The organism is Pseudomonas sp. Pseusp11, from assembly GCF_047304405.1.
Taxonomy (GTDB): domain Bacteria; phylum Pseudomonadota; class Gammaproteobacteria; order Pseudomonadales; family Pseudomonadaceae; genus Aquipseudomonas.
This window is the reverse complement of the sequence record NZ_JBGLZF010000030.1, coordinates 13,975-33,574: the sequence shown is the minus strand read 5'-3', so window position 1 is coordinate 33,574 and position 19,600 is coordinate 13,975. Positions and strand designations below refer to the sequence as shown.

General features: G+C 60.1%; 15 protein-coding genes. 13 read left to right on the top strand and 2 right to left on the bottom strand.

Annotation, left to right across the window (positions count from 1 at the left end; translation table 11 throughout):
* The first annotated feature begins 1 nt into the window (after position 1).
* The 10 genes from ACCC96_RS21980 (at position 2) to ACCC96_RS21935 (ending at position 13,674) form a co-directional block, all read left to right on the top strand.
* On the top strand, positions 2-1,171 hold the full coding sequence (locus ACCC96_RS21980; RefSeq protein ID WP_019647723.1) for an alginate biosynthesis protein Alg44: 1,170 nt from the start codon (positions 2-4) through the stop codon (positions 1,169-1,171).
* Positions 1,172-1,180: 9 nt separating this feature from the next.
* The gene (algK, locus tag ACCC96_RS21975; protein WP_019647722.1) at positions 1,181-2,605 is read left to right on the top strand and encodes an alginate biosynthesis TPR repeat lipoprotein AlgK; all 1,425 of its coding nucleotides are present in this window, start codon (positions 1,181-1,183) and stop codon (positions 2,603-2,605) included.
* Positions 2,602-4,089 carry an alginate export family protein gene (locus ACCC96_RS21970; RefSeq protein ID WP_019647721.1) on the top strand — a complete coding sequence of 496 codons (1,488 nt, stop codon included), beginning with the start codon at positions 2,602-2,604 and terminating at the stop codon, positions 4,087-4,089. Before algK ends, ACCC96_RS21970 begins: the two co-directional genes overlap by 4 nt.
* A gap of 26 nt (positions 4,090-4,115) precedes the next feature.
* Positions 4,116-5,705: a mannuronan 5-epimerase AlgG gene (gene algG / locus ACCC96_RS21965; protein WP_413696889.1), complete on the top strand. Its 1,590-nt coding sequence runs from the start codon at positions 4,116-4,118 to the stop codon at positions 5,703-5,705.
* 10 nt (positions 5,706-5,715) lie between these two features.
* Complete coding sequence (locus ACCC96_RS21960; RefSeq protein ID WP_018927129.1) at positions 5,716-7,167, top strand: alginate O-acetyltransferase; 1,452 nt, start codon at positions 5,716-5,718, stop codon at positions 7,165-7,167.
* Positions 7,168-7,178: 11 nt separating this feature from the next.
* The gene (locus ACCC96_RS21955; protein WP_413696888.1) at positions 7,179-8,309 is read left to right on the top strand and encodes a mannuronate-specific alginate lyase; all 1,131 of its coding nucleotides are present in this window, start codon (positions 7,179-7,181) and stop codon (positions 8,307-8,309) included.
* A gap of 247 nt (positions 8,310-8,556) precedes the next feature.
* Positions 8,557-10,122 (top strand): MBOAT family O-acyltransferase, encoded by a 1,566-nt coding sequence (locus ACCC96_RS21950; protein WP_258671115.1) that lies wholly within the window; start codon positions 8,557-8,559, stop codon positions 10,120-10,122.
* A gap of 11 nt (positions 10,123-10,133) precedes the next feature.
* On the top strand, positions 10,134-11,309 hold the full coding sequence (locus ACCC96_RS21945; RefSeq protein WP_413696887.1) for an alginate O-acetyltransferase: 1,176 nt from the start codon (positions 10,134-10,136) through the stop codon (positions 11,307-11,309).
* Positions 11,310-11,324: 15 nt separating this feature from the next.
* Entirely contained in the window at positions 11,325-11,993 is a 669-nt protein-coding gene (locus ACCC96_RS21940; RefSeq protein ID WP_413696886.1) for an alginate O-acetyltransferase AlgF, read from the top strand.
* Between the two features lie 229 nt (positions 11,994-12,222).
* A complete protein-coding gene (locus ACCC96_RS21935) occupies positions 12,223-13,674 on the top strand; it encodes a mannose-1-phosphate guanylyltransferase/mannose-6-phosphate isomerase (RefSeq protein WP_019647715.1) in 1,452 nt (483 codons plus the stop codon).
* An 82-nt stretch (positions 13,675-13,756) separates the two neighbouring features.
* Here ACCC96_RS21935 and ACCC96_RS21930 read toward each other — a convergent pair whose 3' ends face one another.
* Positions 13,757-16,621, bottom strand: a complete 2,865-nt coding sequence (locus ACCC96_RS21930; protein ID WP_413696907.1) for an RHS repeat domain-containing protein — start codon at positions 16,619-16,621, stop codon at positions 13,757-13,759.
* A gap of 180 nt (positions 16,622-16,801) precedes the next feature.
* On the opposite strand from ACCC96_RS21930, the gene ACCC96_RS21925 reads away from it, so the two are divergent.
* Genes ACCC96_RS21925 through ACCC96_RS21915 form a run of 3 tightly spaced genes read left to right on the top strand, consistent with a single transcriptional unit; the run spans position 16,802 to position 18,569 of the window.
* Complete coding sequence (locus tag ACCC96_RS21925) at positions 16,802-17,266, top strand: hypothetical protein (protein WP_007936330.1); 465 nt, start codon at positions 16,802-16,804, stop codon at positions 17,264-17,266.
* 32 nt (positions 17,267-17,298) lie between these two features.
* On the top strand, positions 17,299-18,123 hold the full coding sequence (locus ACCC96_RS21920) for an SDR family oxidoreductase (RefSeq protein WP_258671118.1): 825 nt from the start codon (positions 17,299-17,301) through the stop codon (positions 18,121-18,123).
* 47 nt (positions 18,124-18,170) lie between these two features.
* Positions 18,171-18,569: a DUF4440 domain-containing protein gene (locus ACCC96_RS21915; protein WP_258671119.1), complete on the top strand. Its 399-nt coding sequence runs from the start codon at positions 18,171-18,173 to the stop codon at positions 18,567-18,569.
* A gap of 162 nt (positions 18,570-18,731) precedes the next feature.
* Here ACCC96_RS21915 and ACCC96_RS21910 read toward each other — a convergent pair whose 3' ends face one another.
* Complete coding sequence (locus ACCC96_RS21910) at positions 18,732-19,595, bottom strand: efflux RND transporter periplasmic adaptor subunit (protein WP_413696885.1); 864 nt, start codon at positions 19,593-19,595, stop codon at positions 18,732-18,734.
* Between the last annotated feature and the right edge of the window lie 5 nt (positions 19,596-19,600).

The window sequence follows — 19,600 nt, the reverse complement described above, 5'->3', positions numbered from 1 at the left end:
TATGAATACCGCCGTCAACAGCAACGTAGTGCACGAATCCGAAGCCCAGCGCCAACACGCCCGTGTGAAAATTCCGGCCAAGCTGCGTTTCTTCGGCCCTGACCGGACCCCGGTCGAAGCCCGGGTCATCGACCTTTCCGCAGGCGGCCTGGCGTTCAACGCCGGTCAGCTGCCGCTGAAGGTTGGCGATGTGCACAAGGCCCGCCTGCAATTCGTCATCGATAACCTTGGCCTGGCCATGGACGTGGAGTTGCAGATCCGCTCCGTCGACCGCCAGACCGGCCGCGTTGGTTGCCAGTTCCAGAACCTGGAACCACGGGACATTTCCACCCTGCGCCACCTGATCACCTCGCACCTGGCCGGCGACATCGTCAGCATCGGTGAAGTGCTGGCAACCCTGCAGCGCGACAACTTCACCAAGGCGCGCAAGGTCAAGGACGGCGGCCACGGCATGACCGCGCTCGGCCGCCTGAAAGCGGTGACCTTCAGCGCCGGTATCTTCGTGGTCGGCCTGGTGGCGTTCGGTTTCATTTTCAAATCGGTGTACGGCATGTACTTCGTCAGCCACGCCCAGGCCGGTCTGGTCAGCGTGCAAGGCATGAACATCACCATGCCGCGCGACGGCACCGTGCAGAGCCTGATCAAGGCTGACGGCGTTGCTGCCAAAGGCGCACCGCTGGCGACCTTCAGCACCAGCATGCTCGACGTGCTCAAGGGCCATCTGGACGAAAACCAACTGCAACCGTCCAAGGTTGAAGAGCTCTTCGGCAAGCAAATGACCGGCACCCTGACCTCCCCGTGCGATTGCACCGTGGCCCAGCAACTGGTGGCTAACGGTCAATACGCCAACAAAGGTGACGTGATCTTCCAACTGGTGCCACGCAATACCGAAGCCAACGTTGAAGCACGCTTCTCCTATCGCCAGTTCGGCGATGTGCGCCCAGGCACCTCGGTCAGCTTCCAGATCGCCGGCGAAGACCAGACCCGTACCGGCAAGATCGTCAGCAGCACCAGCCTGAAAAGCGAAGACCTGTCATCCGATATCCGCGTGCAGATCAAACCTGACGAGCCGCTGGACAGCGCACTCGCCGGTCGCCCGGCGGAAGTGAACAGCACCCGTGGCCCGAACCTGAACTGGCTGATCAACAAAGCCATGGCCGCCGGTCTTTAAAAAGAGGACATGCCCGTGACGACTCCACAAATCCTCAGAACACCGCGCACCCACATAGGATCACTGTGTGCAGTTGCACTGGCCGTAAGCCTGGCCGGTTGCGCCGGCCTGCCCGACCAGCGCCTGGCCAATGAAGCCCTCAAGCGCGGTGATACCACGCTGGCGGCGCAGAACTATCAGCAACTGGCCGACCTGGGCTACAGCGAAGCCCAGGTTGGGCTGGCCGACATTCAGGTCGACAGCCGCGACCCGGCGCAGATTAAAAAAGCCGAGGCGACTTACCGTGCCGCGGCCAGCGTCTCGCCGCGGGCTCAGGCTCGCCTGGGTCGCCTGCTGGTGGCCAAACCTGGCGCCACCGAAGCCGAACACCACGAAGCCGAGGCACTGTTGAAGAAAGCCGCGACCAATGGCGAAGGCAACACCCTGATCCCGTTGGCGATGCTGTATCTGCAATTCCCGCACAGCTTCCCCAACGTCAACGCACAGCAGCAGATCAGCCAATGGCGCGCCGAAGGCAAACCGGAAGCAGGTCTGGCCCAGGTGCTGCTCTATCGCACCCAAGGCACTTACGACCAACACCTGGATGACGTGGAAAAGATCTGCAAAGCGGCGTTGAACACCACCGACATCTGCTACGTCGAACTGGCCACGGTCTATCAGAAACGTGGCCAGCCCGAACAACAGGCCGAGCTGATCAAGCAGATGCAGGCCGCTCACAGCCGTGGCACCGTCTCCGCGCAACGGGTCGACAGCGTGGCCCGCGTGCTGGGCGATGCGAGCCTGGGCAAGACCGACGAAAAAACCGCTCAGTCGCTGCTCGAAGGCATCGCCCCTGGCTACCCGGCGTCCTGGGTCAGCCTGGCGCAATTGCTCTACGACTTCCCTGAACTGGGCGACGTCGACACGATGATGAAGTACCTGGACAACGGCCGCGCCGCCGACCAGCCGCGAGCCGAACTGTTGCTGGGCAAGCTCTACTACGAAGGCAAGATGGTGCCGGCCGACGCCAAGGTCGCCGAAGAGCACTTCAAGAAAGCCGTCGGCCGGGAAGTCGCCGCCGATTACTACCTCGGCCAGATTTACCGTCGCGGTTACCTGGGCAAGGTCTATCCGCAGAAAGCCCTGGATCACCTGCTGACCGCTGCGCGCAACGGCCAGAACAGCGCCGATTTCGCCATCGCCCAACTGTTCTCCCAAGGCAAGGGCACCCGGCCCGACCCGGTCAACGCTTACGTCTTCAGCCAATTGGCCAAGGCTCAAGACACCCCGCAAGCCACTGAGCTTGCGCAAACACTCGAAGCGCAACTGCCGCCTGACCGGCTGGCCGAGGCCCAACGCCTGCTCAAACAAGAGCAAGCCATTCGTAGCACCGTGAGTCCGGACACGCTGGAACTGCACGCTTTGCAAGAAGAAGACGGCGAGGAATCCCTATGAAACTCAATCCATTCGTGCAGGCCGGTATTGGCCTGACATTCGCCCTGCTGTGGTCGTGCCCGACCCTGGCGGCCCTGACCGAAGACAAGAACTTCGGTCTCGAAGTCAAAGTTACCGGCCAGTCCGAAAACGACAGTGACCTGGGCACCGCCGGTGGCGGCGACGTTAACGGCGTCGGCCTCGACCTGCGTCCTTGGGTCTATGGCGAAAGCGGCGCGTGGAGCGCCTACGCGATGGGTCAGGCCGTGACGTCCACCGACATCATCGAAACCGACACCCTGCAGCAGTCCGACAACAGCGGCACCCAAACCACCGACAGCGGTGATCGCAAGACCAAGAAAAACTACCTGGCGATGCGCGAGTTCTGGGTCGGTTACCAGGGCCTCACGCCTTACCCTGGCGAGATCCTCAAGTTCGGTCGCCAACGCCTGCGCAACGACGACGGCCAATGGCGCGACACCAACATCGAAGCCCTGAACTGGACCTTCGACACCACCCTGTTGCGCGCCAACGTCGGTATCGCCGAACGCTTCAGCGAATACCGTACCGACCTGAAAGAACTGGCGCCCAAAGACAAGGATCGCCTGCACGCCTACGCCGATGCGGCGTATCAGTGGACACCCGGTAACTGGGTCGGCATTCGCGGTCATCACACCCACGATAACGGCAAGCTCGACTATCCGGAGCCAGGCGTGGCCGGCGATACCCTGGACAAGAAACAGAACGGCGACATCAGCTGGCTCGGCCTCACCGCCGACAGTGATGCCTACAACTGGCGCAACACCAACTCCGTCAATTACTGGGGCAGCATTACCGGCATGAGCGGCGACCGTGACACGGTCAACCCGCTGAATGCCGACGGCACTCGCCCGGCAGAAGCCAAGCGTGGTGAAGACCTGAACGGCTGGGCTACCGACGTAGGTGTTCGTCTGCGTCTCGATCCGCAGTGGCAAGTCGGTGCAGCCTATGCCCGCGCCAGCGCCGAGTACCAACAGAACGGCCTGGAAAGCAACCGCTCGAACTACACCGGTACGCGCTCGCGGGTTCACCGTTTCGGCGAAGCCTTCCGTGGCGAAATGAACAACATGCAGACCGCTACGTTGTTCGGCTCCTGGATGCTCAACGACGAATACGACGCCAGCCTGATCTATCACAAGTTCTGGCGTGTGGACGGCAACAAGCCGGTGGGCAACAACGGCATCAACGCTGTTGAAAACAACACCGACGACGCGACCGGCGCGATCCTCTCCAGCACCTCCCTGCCGCTGGAAGATGGCAACAAGGACCTCGGTCAGGAAATGGACCTTGTGGTCACCAAGTACTTCAAGCAAGGCCTGTTGCCGGCAGCGTTGAGCCAGTCGATCGATGAGCCTTCGGCCCTGGTGCGGTTCCGTGGCGGTGTGTTCAAGCCAGGCGATGCCTATGGCAAAGAAGTCGACTCGTACATGCACCGTGCGTTTATCGACGTGATCTGGCGCTTCTGATGCAAACCGCGAAGGGAGTGCCCGACATGAACAGCGCCAAGAAAGGCTCGATCAGCCTGCTGGCCGGCGCGCTGCTGCTGGCCAGCGCAGCCGCCTTCGCCACCGTCGAACCGGCCAAGCCTGTGCAACAGGGCAAATCGACGACCATAGCCAAGGGGCTGCAACAGGCCAAGACCTACACCGTCAGCAGCGCGCCAACCGCGCCCCTGGACTTGGCCAAGCCGAAACTGCCGGACACTTCAGGCTACACCGCCGAAGCCATCGCCGCGAAAATCGTGCGCACCAAGCCCGGTAAGATCAGCGTGCGCCGGATGATGCAGGAAGACGCCTTGAAGGACTTCATCGGCGGCGACAACAAGATGGCCGAGTGGGTGGTGCGTCAGCACGGCATCCCGCAGGCGATCTTCGTCGACGACGGCTATATGAACCTCAAGGATCTGACCAAGAAGCTGCCCAAGCAGTACCTCAGCGAAACGTCGCCAGGTGTGTTCCTGGCGAAGTTGCCGATCGTGGTGGGCAGACACGGCATTCTGGAAATCGACAAACAGACCCAGGAACTGCGCCTGTCCCAAGAGGCCGGCTCATTCCTGGTCAACGACGGTCAGCTGTTTGTGCGTGATACCAAGATCACCGGTTGGAGCGAGAAGGCCAACGGCCCGGCGGCCTTCTCGTCGCCCAAGGAATTCCGTCCGTTCCTGTTGTCCTGGGGCGGCACCGAGACCTACATCGCCAACAGCAAGATCGCCAGTTTCGGTTACGCCAACAGTAAGTCCTACGGCGTGAGTATTTCCCAATACACGCCGAACATGGCCAAGGTGCTCAAGCGCCCTGAACCGACCGGCTGGATCGTCGGCTCCGAGTTCTCGGACATGTGGTACGGCTTCTACTGCTACGAAACCCGCGACTTCGTGGTCAAGGGCAACACCTACAAAGACAACATCGTCTACGGCATCGACCCCCATGACCGTTCCCACGGCCTGATCATCGCCGACAACACGGTGTACGGAACCAAGAAGAAGCACGGGATCATTATTTCCCGTGAGGTCAACGACAGCTTCATTTTCAACAACCGCAGCTACGACAACCACCTGTCGGGCCTGGTGATCGACCGTAACAGCGTGAACAACCTGATCGCCTACAACGAGATCTACAAGAACCACACCGACGGCATCACCCTCTACGAGAGTGCCGACAACCTGTTGTGGGGCAACAAGGTGATCAGCAATAAGCGCCACGGCATCCGGATTCGTAACAGCGTGAACATTCGCCTGTACGAAAACATCTCAATGGCCAATGGCCTGACCGGTGTCTACGGGCACATCAAAGACCTGAGCGACACCGACCGGGACATCAAGCTCGACCCGTTCGATGCCGAAGTGTCGCTGATCGTGGTCGGTGGTGAACTGGCCGCCAACGGCAGCGGACCGCTGTCGATCGACTCGCCGCTGAGCGTGGAGTTGTATCGCGTGTCGATGCTCGCACCGACCAAAACCAGCGGCATCAGCTTCTCGGGGATTCTCGGCGAGCGCCAGGATGAAATTCTCGACCTGCTGGTGCGCCAGCAGAAAGCCGTGCTGATCGACCCTGTCGAACGCCAGACCGAAATGCGGGACTGAGGATAATTTTATGCACCCACACTTGATCAAATTACTCAGCCTGTCGGCCCTGACTGCGGGCATTCTCGCGGCCAGCACTGGCGTGCGTGCCGAAGACGCCAAGGCACCGAGCTTCAGCGCCGAGCCGTGCTGCAGCCTGTGCCCGGCAGCCCACGACCCGAAGAACTACACCACCCGCTATCAGCAGAACTTCACCACGCTGGTGCAGGCCCAGGGCGACTGGCTGTTCCGTACCCAAGAAGACTTGCGCACCGAGTTCGACACCACACCCGCCGGCTACAAACGCCTGAAACAACTGCACGATGCGTTCAAGAGCAAAGGCGTGGAGCTGGTCATCGTTTACCAGCCGACCCGTGGCCTGGTGAACCGCAACAAGCTGAACCCGGAAGAAAAAGCCAAATACGATTTCGACAAGGCCCTGACCAACTACAAGACCATGCTCGGGCGCTTCGCGCAGATGGGCTACGTGGTCCCCGACCTGTCACCACTGACCAACGAATCGCTGCCCGACACCCTGCCCGCCCACGATTTCTACTTCCGCGGCGACCAGCACTGGACCCCGTATGGCGCCCAGCGCACCGCGAAGATCGTCGCCGAGAAGGTCAAGCAGTTGCCGGCCTTCGCCGACATTCCCAAGCGTGAATTCGAGACCCATAAGTCGGGTCGCATGGGCAAGACCGGAACGTTACACAACATGGCGGGTCAACTCTGTGGCACCAGCTACGCGATCCAGTACATGGATCAGTTCACCACCGAGCCCAAGGGCGAAGCAGCGGATGGCGATCTGTTCGGTGAATCCGGCAACCCGGAAATCACCCTGGTCGGCACCAGCCACAGTGGCAAGAACTACAACTTCGCCGGTTTCCTCGAAGAGGCCATCGGCGCCGACATCCTCAACGTGGCATTCCCCGGCGGTGGCCTGGAAGGTTCGATGCTGCAGTACCTGGGCAGCCAGGAGTTCCAGACCAAGCCTCCGAAAATTCTCATCTGGGAATTCTCGCCGCTTTATCGCCTCGACCAGGAAACCATCTACCGCCAGATGATGGCGCTGCTCGACAACGGTTGCGAAGGCAAGGATGCACAGATGAGCAGCAGCGCCATGGTGAAGCCGGGCAAAAACGAACTGTTGGTCAACAGCAAGAACCTGGACCTGCGCAACAGCGACCACCAGGTCGACATCCGCTTCGCCGATACGTCGGTGAAAACCTTGCATGCCACCCTCTGGTACATGAATGGGCGTCATGAGGACATCAAGATCGAGAAACCGGAAACCTCCGAGACCGACGGGCGTTTCGCCTTCGAGTTGCGCACGGACGAAGACTGGGCCTCGCAGAATCTGCTGGCCGTAGAAGTCCAGGGGCCTGAAACACCAGGCGCCGCGCCACAGAAAGTCGAAGCGAAAATCTGCAAACGCAACGTGTTCTCCGGCACCGGGCAGCGTACTGCTCAAGCCGGGCAATGAGGCTACCTCTTATGAACTGCATGCAAACCCGAACTTTGAAACAGTTACTCGCGCCCTCTCTACTGGCTCTGGCGATGTTCGCTGGCGCCACCCAGGCCGCCGCGCCACTGCACCCGCCCCAGGGTTACTTCGCGCCTGTGGATAAATTCAAGACCGGCGACAAGAGTGAAGGCTGCGACGCAATGCCGACGCCGTACACCGGCGCCCTGCAGTTTCGCAGCAAATACGAAGGCTCCGACAAGGCCCGTTCGACTCTGAACGAGGAATCGGAAAAGGCCTTCCGCGACACCACCGCCGACATCACCAAGATCGAGCGCGGCACCAGCAAGCGAGTGATGCAGTTCATGCGTGACGGTCGCCCGGAACAACTGGAATGCACCCTCGACTGGTTGACCGCCTGGGCCAAGGCCGATGCGTTGATGTCCAGGGACTTCAACCACACCGGCAAGTCCATGCGCAAATGGGCGCTGGGCAGCATGGCGTCGTCCTATATCCGCCTGAAATTCTCTGACTCGCACCCACTGGCCACCCACCAGGAAGAGGCGCAAGTGATTGAAGCCTGGTTCAGCAAAATGGCCGATCAGGTGGTCAGCGATTGGGACAACCTGCCGCTCGAACAGACCAACAACCACTCGTATTGGGCGGCCTGGTCGGTGATGGCCACGTCGGTCGCCACCAACCGCCGCGACCTGTTCGACTGGGCCGTGAAGGAATTCAAGGTCGGCGCCAATCAAATCGATGCCCAAGGCTTCCTGCCTAACGAACTCAAGCGCCAGCAACGCGCCCTCGCCTACCACAACTATGCCCTGCCGCCGCTGGCGATGATCGCCAGTTTCGCCCAGGCCAACGGTGTGGATTTGCGTCAGGAAAATAACGGCGCCTTGAAACGCCTGGGTGATCGCGTACTCGCGGGTGTGCAAGACCCGGATCAATTCGAGAAGAAGAACGGCAAGGATCAGGACATGACCGATCTCAAGATCGACTCGAAATTCGCCTGGCTCGAACCGTTCTGCTCGCTCTACACCTGCGCGCCGAATGTGCTGGAACTCAAGCACAAGATGCAGCCGTTCAAGTCGTTCCGCCTCGGCGGGGATTTGACCAAGGTCTACGACCCGGCCAATGAAAAAGGCAAAGGTTCTTAAAGCTGACTGTATTCCCCTGTGGCGAGGGAGCTTGCTCCCGCTCGGCTGCGAAGCAGTCGTAACCCAGTGAACGCGGATTGATTGAGACACCGCGTCATCAGGTTTCAGGGGCGCTTCGCACCCCAGCGGGAGCAAGCTCCCTCGCCACAGGTAAGTGCACAGCATGCAATACAACCACCCCGGATTTTCGTGGGGGGTTTGGGGGGGCTTTGGCCCTTGACTGTTGGTTAAACATGGAGAGATCGGGATGGTATTTTCATCCAACGTGTTCCTGTTTCTGTTCTTGCCGATCTTTCTCGGCTTGTACTACTTGAGCGGGCAACGCTATCGCAACTTGCTGCTGCTGATCGCCAGCTACGTGTTCTACGCCTGGTGGCGTGTGGACTTCCTTGCGCTGTTCGCAGCGGTCACGGTGTGGAACTACTGGATCGGCCTGAAAGTTGGCGCCGCCGGGGTCCGGACCAAACCGGCCCAGCGCTGGCTGCTGCTCGGCGTCGCGGTGGACTTGTGCATCCTGGGCTACTTCAAGTACGCCAACTTCGGCGTGGAGAGCATCAACGCGATGATGACCTCGGTCGGTCTGTCGCCGTTCATCCTGACCCACGTACTGTTGCCGATCGGGATCTCGTTCTACATCTTCGAGTCCATCAGCTACATCATCGACGTTTACCGCGGCGATACCCCGGCCACCCGCAACCTGATCGACTTTGCCGCATTCGTAGCGATCTTCCCGCACTTGATCGCGGGCCCCGTGCTGCGTTTCCGCGACCTGGCCGACCAGTTCAACAACCGCACCCACACCCTCGACAAGTTCTCCGAAGGTGCCACGCGGTTCATGCAGGGTTTCATCAAGAAGGTGTTCATCGCCGACACCCTGGCGGTGGTCGCCGACCATTGCTTCGCCTTGCAGAACCCGACCACGGGCGATGCCTGGCTCGGCGCCCTGGCCTACACCGCGCAGCTGTACTTCGACTTCTCCGGCTACAGCGACATGGCGATTGGCCTGGGCTTGATGATGGGTTTCCGCTTCATGGAAAACTTCAAACAGCCGTACGTCAGCCAGTCGATCACCGAGTTCTGGCGGCGCTGGCACATCAGCCTCTCCACCTGGCTGCGTGACTACCTGTACATCACCCTCGGCGGTAACCGTAAAGGCACGCTGATGACCTATCGCAACCTGTTCCTGACCATGCTGCTCGGTGGTCTGTGGCACGGCGCGAACATCACCTACATCGTCTGGGGCGCCTGGCACGGCATGTGGCTGGCAATCGAAAAAGCCATCGGCCTGAACACTTCGCCGCGCAGCTTCAACCCGATCCGCTGGGTCCTGACCTTCCTGCTGGTGGTGATGGGCTGGGTGATCTTCCGCGCAGAGAACCTGCACGTCGCCGGTCGCATGTACGGCGCAATGTTCAGCTTCGGCGAATGGTCGCTGTCGGAACTCAACCAGGCCAGCCTCACCGGTCTGCAAGTGGCAACCCTGGTGGTGGCTTACGTGACCCTGGCGTTCTTCGGCCTGCGTGATTTCTACACCAACCAGCCGCCAGTCAAGACCAAGCCTGCGGTGAACATCGAAACCGACGGCCCGGCCGCGGCGACACCTGGAATGATCAAAGCCGTACCGGGCGACAACCCGGCCAGCATCCACGAGCCGGGTTACACCGTCGGCGTTGAAGCGACTGTGCAACCGGCCTATTGGACCGCCGACTGGTCCCGTTACGTGATGCGCGCCCTGGTACTGCTGCTGTTCATTGCCTCGATTCTCAAACTCTCGGCGCAAAGCTTTTCGCCGTTCCTTTACTTCCAGTTCTGAGGGATCTGACCATGACCCGCTCATTACGCATCTTCTACATCGCGCTGTTCCTGGTGACCTTGCTGGTCCTGGGTGTGTGGTCGGTACGCAGCTTCTTCGGCTTCAGTACCAACGCCGATGCCACCGTGCTCAACGGGCGCTGGACCAAAGCCGTCGAGACGCACTACGACGACGAGTTCCCGATCAAGCGCCTGGGCACCAACCTTTGGGCCGCGCTGGATTTCAAACTGTTCAACGAAGGTCGTCCGGGCGTGGTGCTCGGTCGCGATCAGTGGCTCTACAGCGATGAAGAGTTCCACCCGATCGTCAACGAAGAGTTGAACCTGCAAGGCAACTACGCGCTGGTCGAAGGCGTGCGCCAGGAACTGAAAAAGCGAGGCGTGCAACTGGTGATGGCGATCGTGCCAGCCAAGACGCGTCTGTACCCGGAACACCTGGGTGAAGTGAAGCCGGCGAGTATCCACGCCAATCTGTACAAGGACTTCCACGCTCGCGTGGCGGCCGACAAGATCCTCGCCCCTGACCTGCTCGGCCCGCTGCAACAAGCCAAGCGCGACGGTCAGCAAGTGTTCCTGCGCACCGACACCCACTGGACCCCGGAAGGCGCGCAAGTCGCTGCCCAGACCCTGGCCAAAACCATTGCCGACAAGGCTCCGCTCAGCGGCGAACCGCAAAACTTCGTCACTGAACCGGCGGAGAAGGTGACGCACAAGGGCGACCTGCGGTTGTTCCTGCCGCTGGACCCGCTGTTCGAGAACCTGATGCCGGCGCCAGAACCTTTGCAGAAGCGCAACACCGTGGCAGCCCAGGATCAACCTGCCGGTGATGATGCGTTGTTTGCCAACACGGAAGTGCCGGTGGCCCTGATCGGCACCAGCTACAGCGCCAACCCAAACTGGAACTTCGTCGGTGCGCTGAAAGAAGCGCTGCACAGCGACGTGGTCAATTACGCCGAAGACGGCCACGGCCCGATTCTGCCGATGCTCAGCTACCTGAAAAGCGATGCCTTCAAGAACAGCCCGCCACAAGTGCTGATCTGGGAATTCCCTGAACGATATCTGCCTGTGAACAACGAAATCGGTGACGCCGACCCGCAGTGGGTCGCAGAGCTTAAACAAGCCGGCGCGCGCCAACAAAACGTAGCTGTAAACACCAAATCCGAGACGCCCGACCGGGCGCAAAACTGAAAGAGAGGTACACCCATGACTTTCACTACTACTCCTCGCCGTCTCGCCGCTCGCTCCTTAAAAGCAGTCGCCCTCGTCGCCGGCATGAGCGCGCTCTCGATGCAGGCCTTCGCCGCGGGTGACGCTGCCCTCTACGGCCCTGTCGCGCCAAAAGGCTCCAGCTTCGTGCGGGTCTACAACGCCGGTAACGCTGAAGTCAGCGCCACGGTCGGCACCACCAACCTGAACGAAGTCGCGCCGCTGTCCAGCACTGACTTCAGCTTCATGCCGGGCGGTGACTACAGCGCCAAGATCGGCAGCCAGACCCTGCCGGTGAAACTGGCCGGCGATCACTATTACACCCTGGTCAACAATGCCAGCGGCGCGCCGCAACTGATCGAAGAGCCGCCGTTCAAGAACAAGCAGAAATCCCTGGTACGCGTGCAGAACCTCAGCGACAAGGCCCTGACCCTGAAAACCGCCGACGGCAAGACCGATGTGGTGCCGAACGTGGCCGCCAAGGGCCGTGGCGAGCGTGAAATCAACCCGGTGAAAGTCAGCCTGGCGCTGTACGAAGGCGACAAGAAAGTCGGCGACGTGAAGCCGGTTGCCCTGGAGCGCGGTGAAGCGGCGGTGCTGTACGTCACCGGCAACGGCAGCAACCTGTCGCCAGTCTGGGTCAAGCGCCCGGTGTCGACGCGCTAATAAATTTTCCGAACGGCTGACACCCCACTGGGGCCTTGAAACGGGGCCCCTGTAGGAGCTGGCGAAGCCTGCGATCTTTTGGCGTTTTCAATGACGCCAAAGATCAAAAGATCGCAGCCTGCGGCAGCTCCTACAGGGGATCGCGCCAGCCTTCGGTACGGAACAAAAACAAGAGTGAAACGACAGAACGTTCGTGGCTCTAACCAATCGATTTTAAAGGAGTAACAACATGATTCCGGTGATCTTGTCAGGTGGTAGCGGCTCACGTCTTTGGCCGCTTTCGCGTAAGCAATTCCCCAAGCAATTCCTCGCCCTGACCGGCGAACACACGCTGTTCCAGCAAACCCTGGAACGCCTGGTGTTCGAAGGCATGGACACTCCGATCGTGGTCTGCAACAAGGAACACCGTTTCATCGTCAACGAGCAGCTGAACGCCCGCAACCTGGATGTGCAGCGCGTGCTGATGGAACCCTTCGGCCGCAACACCTCGCCAGCCGTGGCCCTGACCGCGATGATGCTGGTCAATGAAGGTCGCGACGAGTTGATGCTGGTGCTGCCGGCCGACCACGTGCTGGAAGACCAGAAAGCCCTGCAACGCGCCCTGGCCCTGGCCACCGTGGCGGCCGAGCGTGGCGAGATGGTGCTGTTCGGCGTGCCGGCGACCAAACCGGAAACCGGTTACGGCTACATCAAGTCCACCAACGATGCCCTGCTGCCGGAAGGCGTCAGCCGTGTCTCGCACTTCGTCGAAAAACCCGACGTGAAACGCGCCACCGAGTTCGTCCAGTCCGGCGGTTATTTCTGGAACAGCGGTATGTTCCTGTTCCGCGCCAGCCGCTTCCTTGAAGAGCTTAAAAAACATGATCCGGACATCTACGACACCTGCGTACTGACGCTGGAACGTAGCGCGCAGGATGCCGACACCGTCGATATCGACCCTGCCACCTTCGCCTGCTGCCCGGACAATTCCATCGACTATTCGGTGATGGAGAAGACCCAGCGCGCCTGCGTCGTGCCTCTGACCGCGGGCTGGAGCGATGTCGGTTGCTGGTCGTCGCTGTGGGAAGTCAATGAAAAAGACGCCAACGGCAACGTCACCAAAGGCGACGTGGTCATCCAGGACAGCAAAAACTGCATGATCCATGGCAACGGCAAACTGGTGTCGGTGATCGGCCTGGAAAACATCGTGGTGGTCGAAACCAAGGACGCCATGATGATTGTCCACAAGGACAAGGTCCAAGGCGTCAAACAGATGGTCAACACCCTTAACGAACAGGGCCGCAGCGAAACCCAGACCCACTGCGAGGTTTATCGTCCGTGGGGCTCCTACGACTCGGTGGACATGGGCGGTCGTTTCCAGGTCAAGCGCATCTCGGTCAAACCGGGTGCGTGCCTGTCGTTGCAGATGCACCACCACCGCGCCGAACACTGGATCGTGGTCAGCGGCACCGCTGAAGTGACCTGCGACGAAAACGTGTTCCTGCTCACTGAAAACCAGTCGACCTACATCCCGATCGCCTCGGTTCACCGTCTGCGCAACCCAGGCAAGATTCCACTCGAGATCATCGAAGTGCAATCGGGCAGCTACCTGGGCGAAGACGATATCGAGCGGTTTGAAGATATCTACGGTCGCTCCACCCCGATCGAGCGCGGCGTGTCGGTGAAAACCATCGCGCAGTGATTGACCGGTAAAACAAAAAGCCCCCGTCCAGCCCGCTGCATTCCCTATCCGCAGTGGGTTGGGTGGGGGCTTTTCTTTTGTGTCAGTGGAATGCTCCTTGCCGAGCGGGAGCTGACCTGGACGTCCCATTGAGTGATTGTCGTCTTCCGGCGTAAGGCTTGGGCGCGACAAGTTCAATGAAGTCCTGGTTTCGGTTCAGCACCTGAACCACTTCCTGCGTCTGCATCGAGAGCTCAGCGATTGTTTCGAAGGTTTGCGGATCCGAACTACCGGAGTCCGCGAATTCATTTTTGATCGCCTGCATCCTGAACTCCAGCATATCGATCACTGCCGGCGTCACCTCATAAGTCTCACTCAACGATGACGCGTTCACCCCCTTCGATGCCTGGTAAAACTCCTCGCCTGTCTTGATCAGCCCTGGGGCTTGCGATCCCAGCTTCTCACCGACCATTTCGACAATCTTGTCTGTCACCGCGGTGCGAATTTTTTTCCCCAGTCGCGCTCGTCCTTCACTCGTACGCGGATCATTTGCCGCCAGCTCAAGCTTTACCATTGCCAGGCTGAGTTGTTTTTTCGGCTCAACGCTCTCAATCAGCGCCTTGGGGTTCATTTCATTGCCCTTGAAGTTGATCGGGCGATCCAGCTCAAAGGTGTCCACCATTTTGGAAATCAACGCATCCGCAGCCTTCGCGCCGGCTTTCGCTCCTAGCTGGCCTCCCAACGCTGAACCTCCCGGCCCAAGCAACCCACCCAAGGCGGAGCCCCCCGCAGCGCCCACTGCCTGTGCGCCAGCGCTGACAGCATTGCTGCCAAGCTGAGTGACTACCCGCCTGCCCAAGGCTTGAAACCGATGCCGCGCATAAACGTGGTTAAGCATCGAATTTCTGAGATCGGAAGTCGTCGTCGCCACCGATGTCAATAAGGCTCGTTGTTTTTCCAGGCTGCTGTTCAACCCTGCCGCTTCAGTCTTGCCTCCTCCGTCATTGTCGACATATGTCATGGGTGAGTTACCGACCATGCAGTACAGATTCGGTCCGTCGATGAAGCCCTTGGGATCCGGATTCAACCAACGTTGTAACCACGGGATGTAATAGCGATAACCGAAGTAACACAGTCCGGTCGCATCCCGTTCCTTGCCCGAGTAACGAATGGTTTTATAACTGACCTCGATCACATCATCCCCAGCCAGGCAGGCCGTCTCGCCGAACGGGTAAAAGGTTTCCCGGCTGATGATGCGTGCATCAGCAGCCAGCTCCAGGCTGGTCGAGCCCAAATGATCGGTAAAGCCATATCGATACTGGTTGTTTGTTCCCGAAGGCGGGGGGCTCTCCCAGTGCAATACCCGAACGCTGTTGAGTCCGGCCTGGGCAATGATGACCTGCAAGATCTCTCCCGTGCCGTTATCGGTGCGCAGCTCCAGCCCCCGCAAGTAACGCACTTGCGCGACAACGGTCCGCACGCTGGTCTGCAACGAGCGGACTTTGCGTACGCGCTGGCCACCGCCATCGCAGTGATACGACTCCCGGTCATGGCGCCCGGAGACGCGCGCCACCGGGCTGACCGATTGCAGCTGGTTGCGCAGATCCCACGTCAGAAAGCGCCCCTGATCCAGTTCCAGCAAATTGCCGCTGGCATCAAATGCAGCGGCGATTTCTCCTTCGGTCGGCGGCACGTCGTTGCGCCAGGGCAAGCAGCGATTGCTGTACCGCGCGGCTTTCAGCTCGCGTCCGTGGTTTTGCGCGCCGACGTGGGTCAGCGTCAGTAGATTGCCGCCCGCGTCATGGCAATAGCTCTGATGGTAATTGCTGACCGCTGCCGGATCAGTACGACCGACTGAATCCGGCCCCTGAGTGGGGCCGCCCGCCTCCCAGCCAAAGGCTTCGATCAACTGGTACAGGCTGTCGTAGATGAAGCGATTGATCGGGTCGATGCGTTGATTGGCGAAGTAGCGCACCGGCAGGGCCTTGTCTTCGATACTCAGCACATTGCCCATTCGGTCATAGATATAGAGCAGGTGTTGCAGCAAACCGACTCGCTCACTGTACGCCCGTCGCTCCATCAGCCGACCATCCTCGGGGCAATACGTGAGCGTTGTTTGCACTGCGTTACCCGCCACTTCTCGTACGGTCTGACCCTCGGCGTTGTAATCGATTTCGCCGACCAGCGTTTGCCATGAGGATTGCCCCGCCAGCTTAAGGGCACTGTGGCGTAACCGGCCATCAAGCGTGAGACTAAAGCTCTGGCAGTTCTGCCTGGCATCGACCGTTTCCAGCACATCCCCCAGCGCCCCGTAACGCCCCGTCGAAACGGCGCCCTCGCCCGGTTCGAGCAGTTTTTGTCGATCGGCTATCGGCTCAGGCCAATTCGGTGCAACGGCTTCCAGCGTGAAGTGCTGAACGTGCCTTGTGCAGTGGCCGGTGATTGCAAACGCCGCAAACAACACTGTGCCTCCGGGGCTATCCTGGCGAATCAACCGCCCGCATTGGTTGCGATCCCGATTGCCGTGATCGGCACGACCATATTCCATACGCTCGGCACAATGTGGTGGCTGCGTGGCGAGATGCTCAAACACCGCCACGGGACGAAGCAGGTCGTCGTAATCAACTTCGCGTCGTACAGCGCGACTGTCCCAGCCTTGCAGCATTTCATTGGCCAGACCAAGAAGACTGATCTGTGAGCCGGCATCGACACTGACCGTAAATACCGGATTACCGGACAGAGAATGTACCGCCGTGAGATTGGCAGGGGTCGAAGAGTCGTCCTTTTGCAACGCCCATAGCCGCGGGTCCCACTGTTCTACCGCAAAACCCGCGGCATCGTGGAAGGTGCGATTAATGCGCGCCAGAGCAGCGGCGCTTTCGTCTGTGCGCCAATAATCAACCGAACAAATCGGCAGCCCCCGCGGGTCAATGACGGACAATCGTGGGGTTTTATAGTGCCGTCCCATTGTCGAAGCCTGCATCCGGTTCGTCCCTGTTCGCCTGTGGTTATCTAACCGCTCGTGGTCAGGGCTGGCTACTGTCAGAAATTACAGTACCGACCAGCGGTACAACCCCTTGCTCACCGAATATCCATTCTCGTGTCCCTTCGGTAGGATGGTGGTTATCCGTTCAAGGAGCGTTCAAACATGTTCATCGGCGTCCTGCTGGTCATCACCTGGCTGATCCTGCTGCTGCGCTACCCGGCCAAGGCCGTGCCGGTTTCCGTGGCGGCCGCTGTCGGATTGGGTCTGGTGGCGACATGGGTGTTCTGGATGGACAATCGCGAGATCAAGCAACTGGCACGCCTTGAGCTACGCATCACTTACGCACCCGAGCACTGTCCCGCAGACCGGCCGTTGAAGTTGACGATGAACAACGGTAACGACGTGCCACTGACCGAGTTGCGCTGGCGCATCGCGGCGTATGCGCCGGGCGATACGGTGAACCTGGCCGACAATCAATACGCCGCACCACGTTATCGCGGCCCCGGTGAATTGCAGGCCGGCGGCAATTGGGAAGACTGCTTGCCACTACCGCCCCTGCGCCCCGGTTACCGCCCGCAAACCCTGGAATTTCGCGCCGAACGGTTGCAGGGTAGTTTCTCCGACTGATCCCCCATTTTCTTTTGCACAAGGACCGCGCCATGCCTGTTGCGTTGATTACCGGTTGTTCCAGCGGCATTGGCCGCGCCCTCGCCGATGCCTTCAAAAGTGCCGGTTACAAAGTCTGGGCCAGCGCTCGCAAGGCTGAAGACGTGGCGGCGCTGACAGCCGCCGGTTTCACCGCCGTGCAACTGGATGTCAACGATGGCCCGGCACTCGAACAGTTGAGCGAACGAATCAACCAGCAGCATGGCGGCCTCGATGTGCTGATCAACAATGCCGGTTACGGCGCCATGGGGCCACTGCTCGATGGCGGCGTGCCGGCCATGCAGCGCCAGTTCGAAACCAACGTGTTTGCGATTGTCGGCGTCACTCGCGCGATGTTCCCGGTACTGCGTCGCGCCCGGGGGCTGGTGGTAAATATCGGCAGCGTTTCCGGGGTTTTGGTCACGCCGTTTGCCGGTGCCTACTGCGCCTCGAAAGCCGCCGTGCATGCCTTGAGCGATGCGTTACGCATGGAGCTGGCGCCGTTTGGTGTACGAGTCATGGAAGTCCAACCGGGCGCCATCCAATCCAGCTTCGCGAAGAATGCCGGCCACGAAGCCGAGCAACTGATCACCGAACAATCACCGTGGTTTCCACTGCGTGAAGGTATTCGTGCACGGGCCAAGGCCTCTCAAGACAAGCCGACACCAGCCAGTGAATTTGCCGCCGGTTTGCTCAAGGCTGTGCAGCAGAGCAAACCACCGCGTCTGGTGCGTTTGGGTAACGGCAGCCGGGCGTTGCCGTTGATGGCGGGATTGTTGCCCAAGGGGTTGCTGGAGTCGGGGTTGATGAAGCGGTTCGGGTTACGCGGGCAGCTCTGAGACCGCGAAGGCGTCAGAACACACTTTTCAGACTTTCAGGAAACAGCATGACCGACTACACCGAATACTTTGACGAAGTGATCCAGGCCCACGTAGCCATCGAGCAATGGTTGGCCGAGGAGCGAGACGAGGCCGAGCTTGAACAATTGCTGACGCGTTTTTCACCGCAGTTTTCCATGGTCTCGCCGTTGGGCCGGGTACTGGATTTCGAGGCGTTGAATGAATTGTTTCTACTCGCGGGCGGGAAGAAGCTCGGGTTCAGGATTGAGCTCAGCGAGTTGCGAGGTGTCGCGCTGTATGACGGCGGCGCAGTGGTCAGTTACCGCGAACAGCAGACCGATGCGACGGGGCTGCATTCTGATCGGCGGTCCTCGGTAGTGTTTGAAAAACAGGCCGATGGCAAGGTGATTTGGCGGCATTTGCATGAGACGTTTTGCCAGGGCTGAAACCGTTCCCTTGTGGCGAGGGGGCTTGCCCCCGTTCGGCGGCGCAGCCGTCGCAAGGCTGATTCCGCGGTGTGTCTGACCGTACCGGTTTGCAGATTTTTGGGGGCTGCTGCGCAGCCCAACGGGGCGGTGCGGCGTTCCGACAAGCCCCCTCGCCACAGGTCATTTGCCAGCCGGGGGGTTCACCACCACCGTACACGTAATCCCCGCCGCCAACAGCACGCCCTCCGGCACTTCATCAATGTGAATCCTTACTGGCACCCGCTGCGCCAGACGCACCCAGTTAAAAGTCGGATTCACATCAGCGATCAGCTCGCGGCTTTCCGGATTATCGCGGTCGTAGATGCCGCGAGAAATACTTTCCACGTGGCCCTTGAGCACTTCGCCACTCATCAATTGCATGTCGGCTTTATCGCCCACGTGAACATGCGGCAGTTTGGTTTCTTCGAAGAAGCCATACACCCAGAACGAATTCATGTCGACCACCGCCATTTTCGCTTCGCCGATGCGCGCGTAGTCACCGCGATGGACGTTGAGGTTGGTGACGTAGCCGTCCACCGCCGCTCGCACTTCGGTGCGTTGGAGGTTCAGTTCGGCGGCTTCCAGTTGCGCTTGCGCGTTCTGGTAATCGGCCAGGGCCGAGTCGGCGATGTTGCTGGCGTCGTCGCGGTTTTCCCTGGAGATCACCAGGTTGTCGAGGTCGGCGCGGCGATGGGCATTGACCTTGCGCATCTCCCACGTGGCCTTGCGCGAAGCTACCAGGCTCTGCGCCTGTTTCACCGCGAGGCGGTAGTGCTCGGGGTCGATACGCATCAGCAGGTCGCCCTTTTTCACCAACTGGTTGTCGCGCACCGGCACCTCCACCACCTCACCGGTCACGTCGGCGGCGACGTTGATGATGTCGGCGCGCACCCGGCCGTCACGGGTCCAGGGCGTGTTCATGTAATGCACCCACAAGGTCCGGCCGATCCACAGGGCAAGGGCCAGCACCAGCAGGGTCGCGAGCAGGCTGAAAAGCTTTTTCATCAGGG

Bases quoted from the DNA above. Each gene is read 5' to 3' on its own strand.
- ACCC96_RS21980 (WP_019647723.1), top strand. From the start codon at position 2: ATGAATACCGCCGTCAACAGCAACGTAGTGCACGAATCCGAAGCCCAG.
- algK (WP_019647722.1), top strand. From the start codon at position 1,181: ATGCCCGTGACGACTCCACAAATCCTCAGAACACCGCGCACCCACATA.
- ACCC96_RS21970 (WP_019647721.1), top strand. From the start codon at position 2,602: ATGAAACTCAATCCATTCGTGCAGGCCGGTATTGGCCTGACATTCGCC.
- algG (WP_413696889.1), top strand. From the start codon at position 4,116: ATGAACAGCGCCAAGAAAGGCTCGATCAGCCTGCTGGCCGGCGCGCTG.
- ACCC96_RS21960 (WP_018927129.1), top strand. From the start codon at position 5,716: ATGCACCCACACTTGATCAAATTACTCAGCCTGTCGGCCCTGACTGCG.
- ACCC96_RS21955 (WP_413696888.1), top strand. From the start codon at position 7,179: ATGAACTGCATGCAAACCCGAACTTTGAAACAGTTACTCGCGCCCTCT.
- ACCC96_RS21950 (WP_258671115.1), top strand. From the start codon at position 8,557: ATGGTATTTTCATCCAACGTGTTCCTGTTTCTGTTCTTGCCGATCTTT.
- ACCC96_RS21945 (WP_413696887.1), top strand. From the start codon at position 10,134: ATGACCCGCTCATTACGCATCTTCTACATCGCGCTGTTCCTGGTGACC.
- ACCC96_RS21940 (WP_413696886.1), top strand. From the start codon at position 11,325: ATGACTTTCACTACTACTCCTCGCCGTCTCGCCGCTCGCTCCTTAAAA.
- ACCC96_RS21935 (WP_019647715.1), top strand. From the start codon at position 12,223: ATGATTCCGGTGATCTTGTCAGGTGGTAGCGGCTCACGTCTTTGGCCG.
- ACCC96_RS21930 (WP_413696907.1), bottom strand. From the start codon at position 16,621: ATGGGACGGCACTATAAAACCCCACGATTGTCCGTCATTGACCCGCGG.
- ACCC96_RS21925 (WP_007936330.1), top strand. From the start codon at position 16,802: ATGTTCATCGGCGTCCTGCTGGTCATCACCTGGCTGATCCTGCTGCTG.
- ACCC96_RS21920 (WP_258671118.1), top strand. From the start codon at position 17,299: ATGCCTGTTGCGTTGATTACCGGTTGTTCCAGCGGCATTGGCCGCGCC.
- ACCC96_RS21915 (WP_258671119.1), top strand. From the start codon at position 18,171: ATGACCGACTACACCGAATACTTTGACGAAGTGATCCAGGCCCACGTA.
- ACCC96_RS21910 (WP_413696885.1), bottom strand. From the start codon at position 19,595: ATGAAAAAGCTTTTCAGCCTGCTCGCGACCCTGCTGGTGCTGGCCCTT.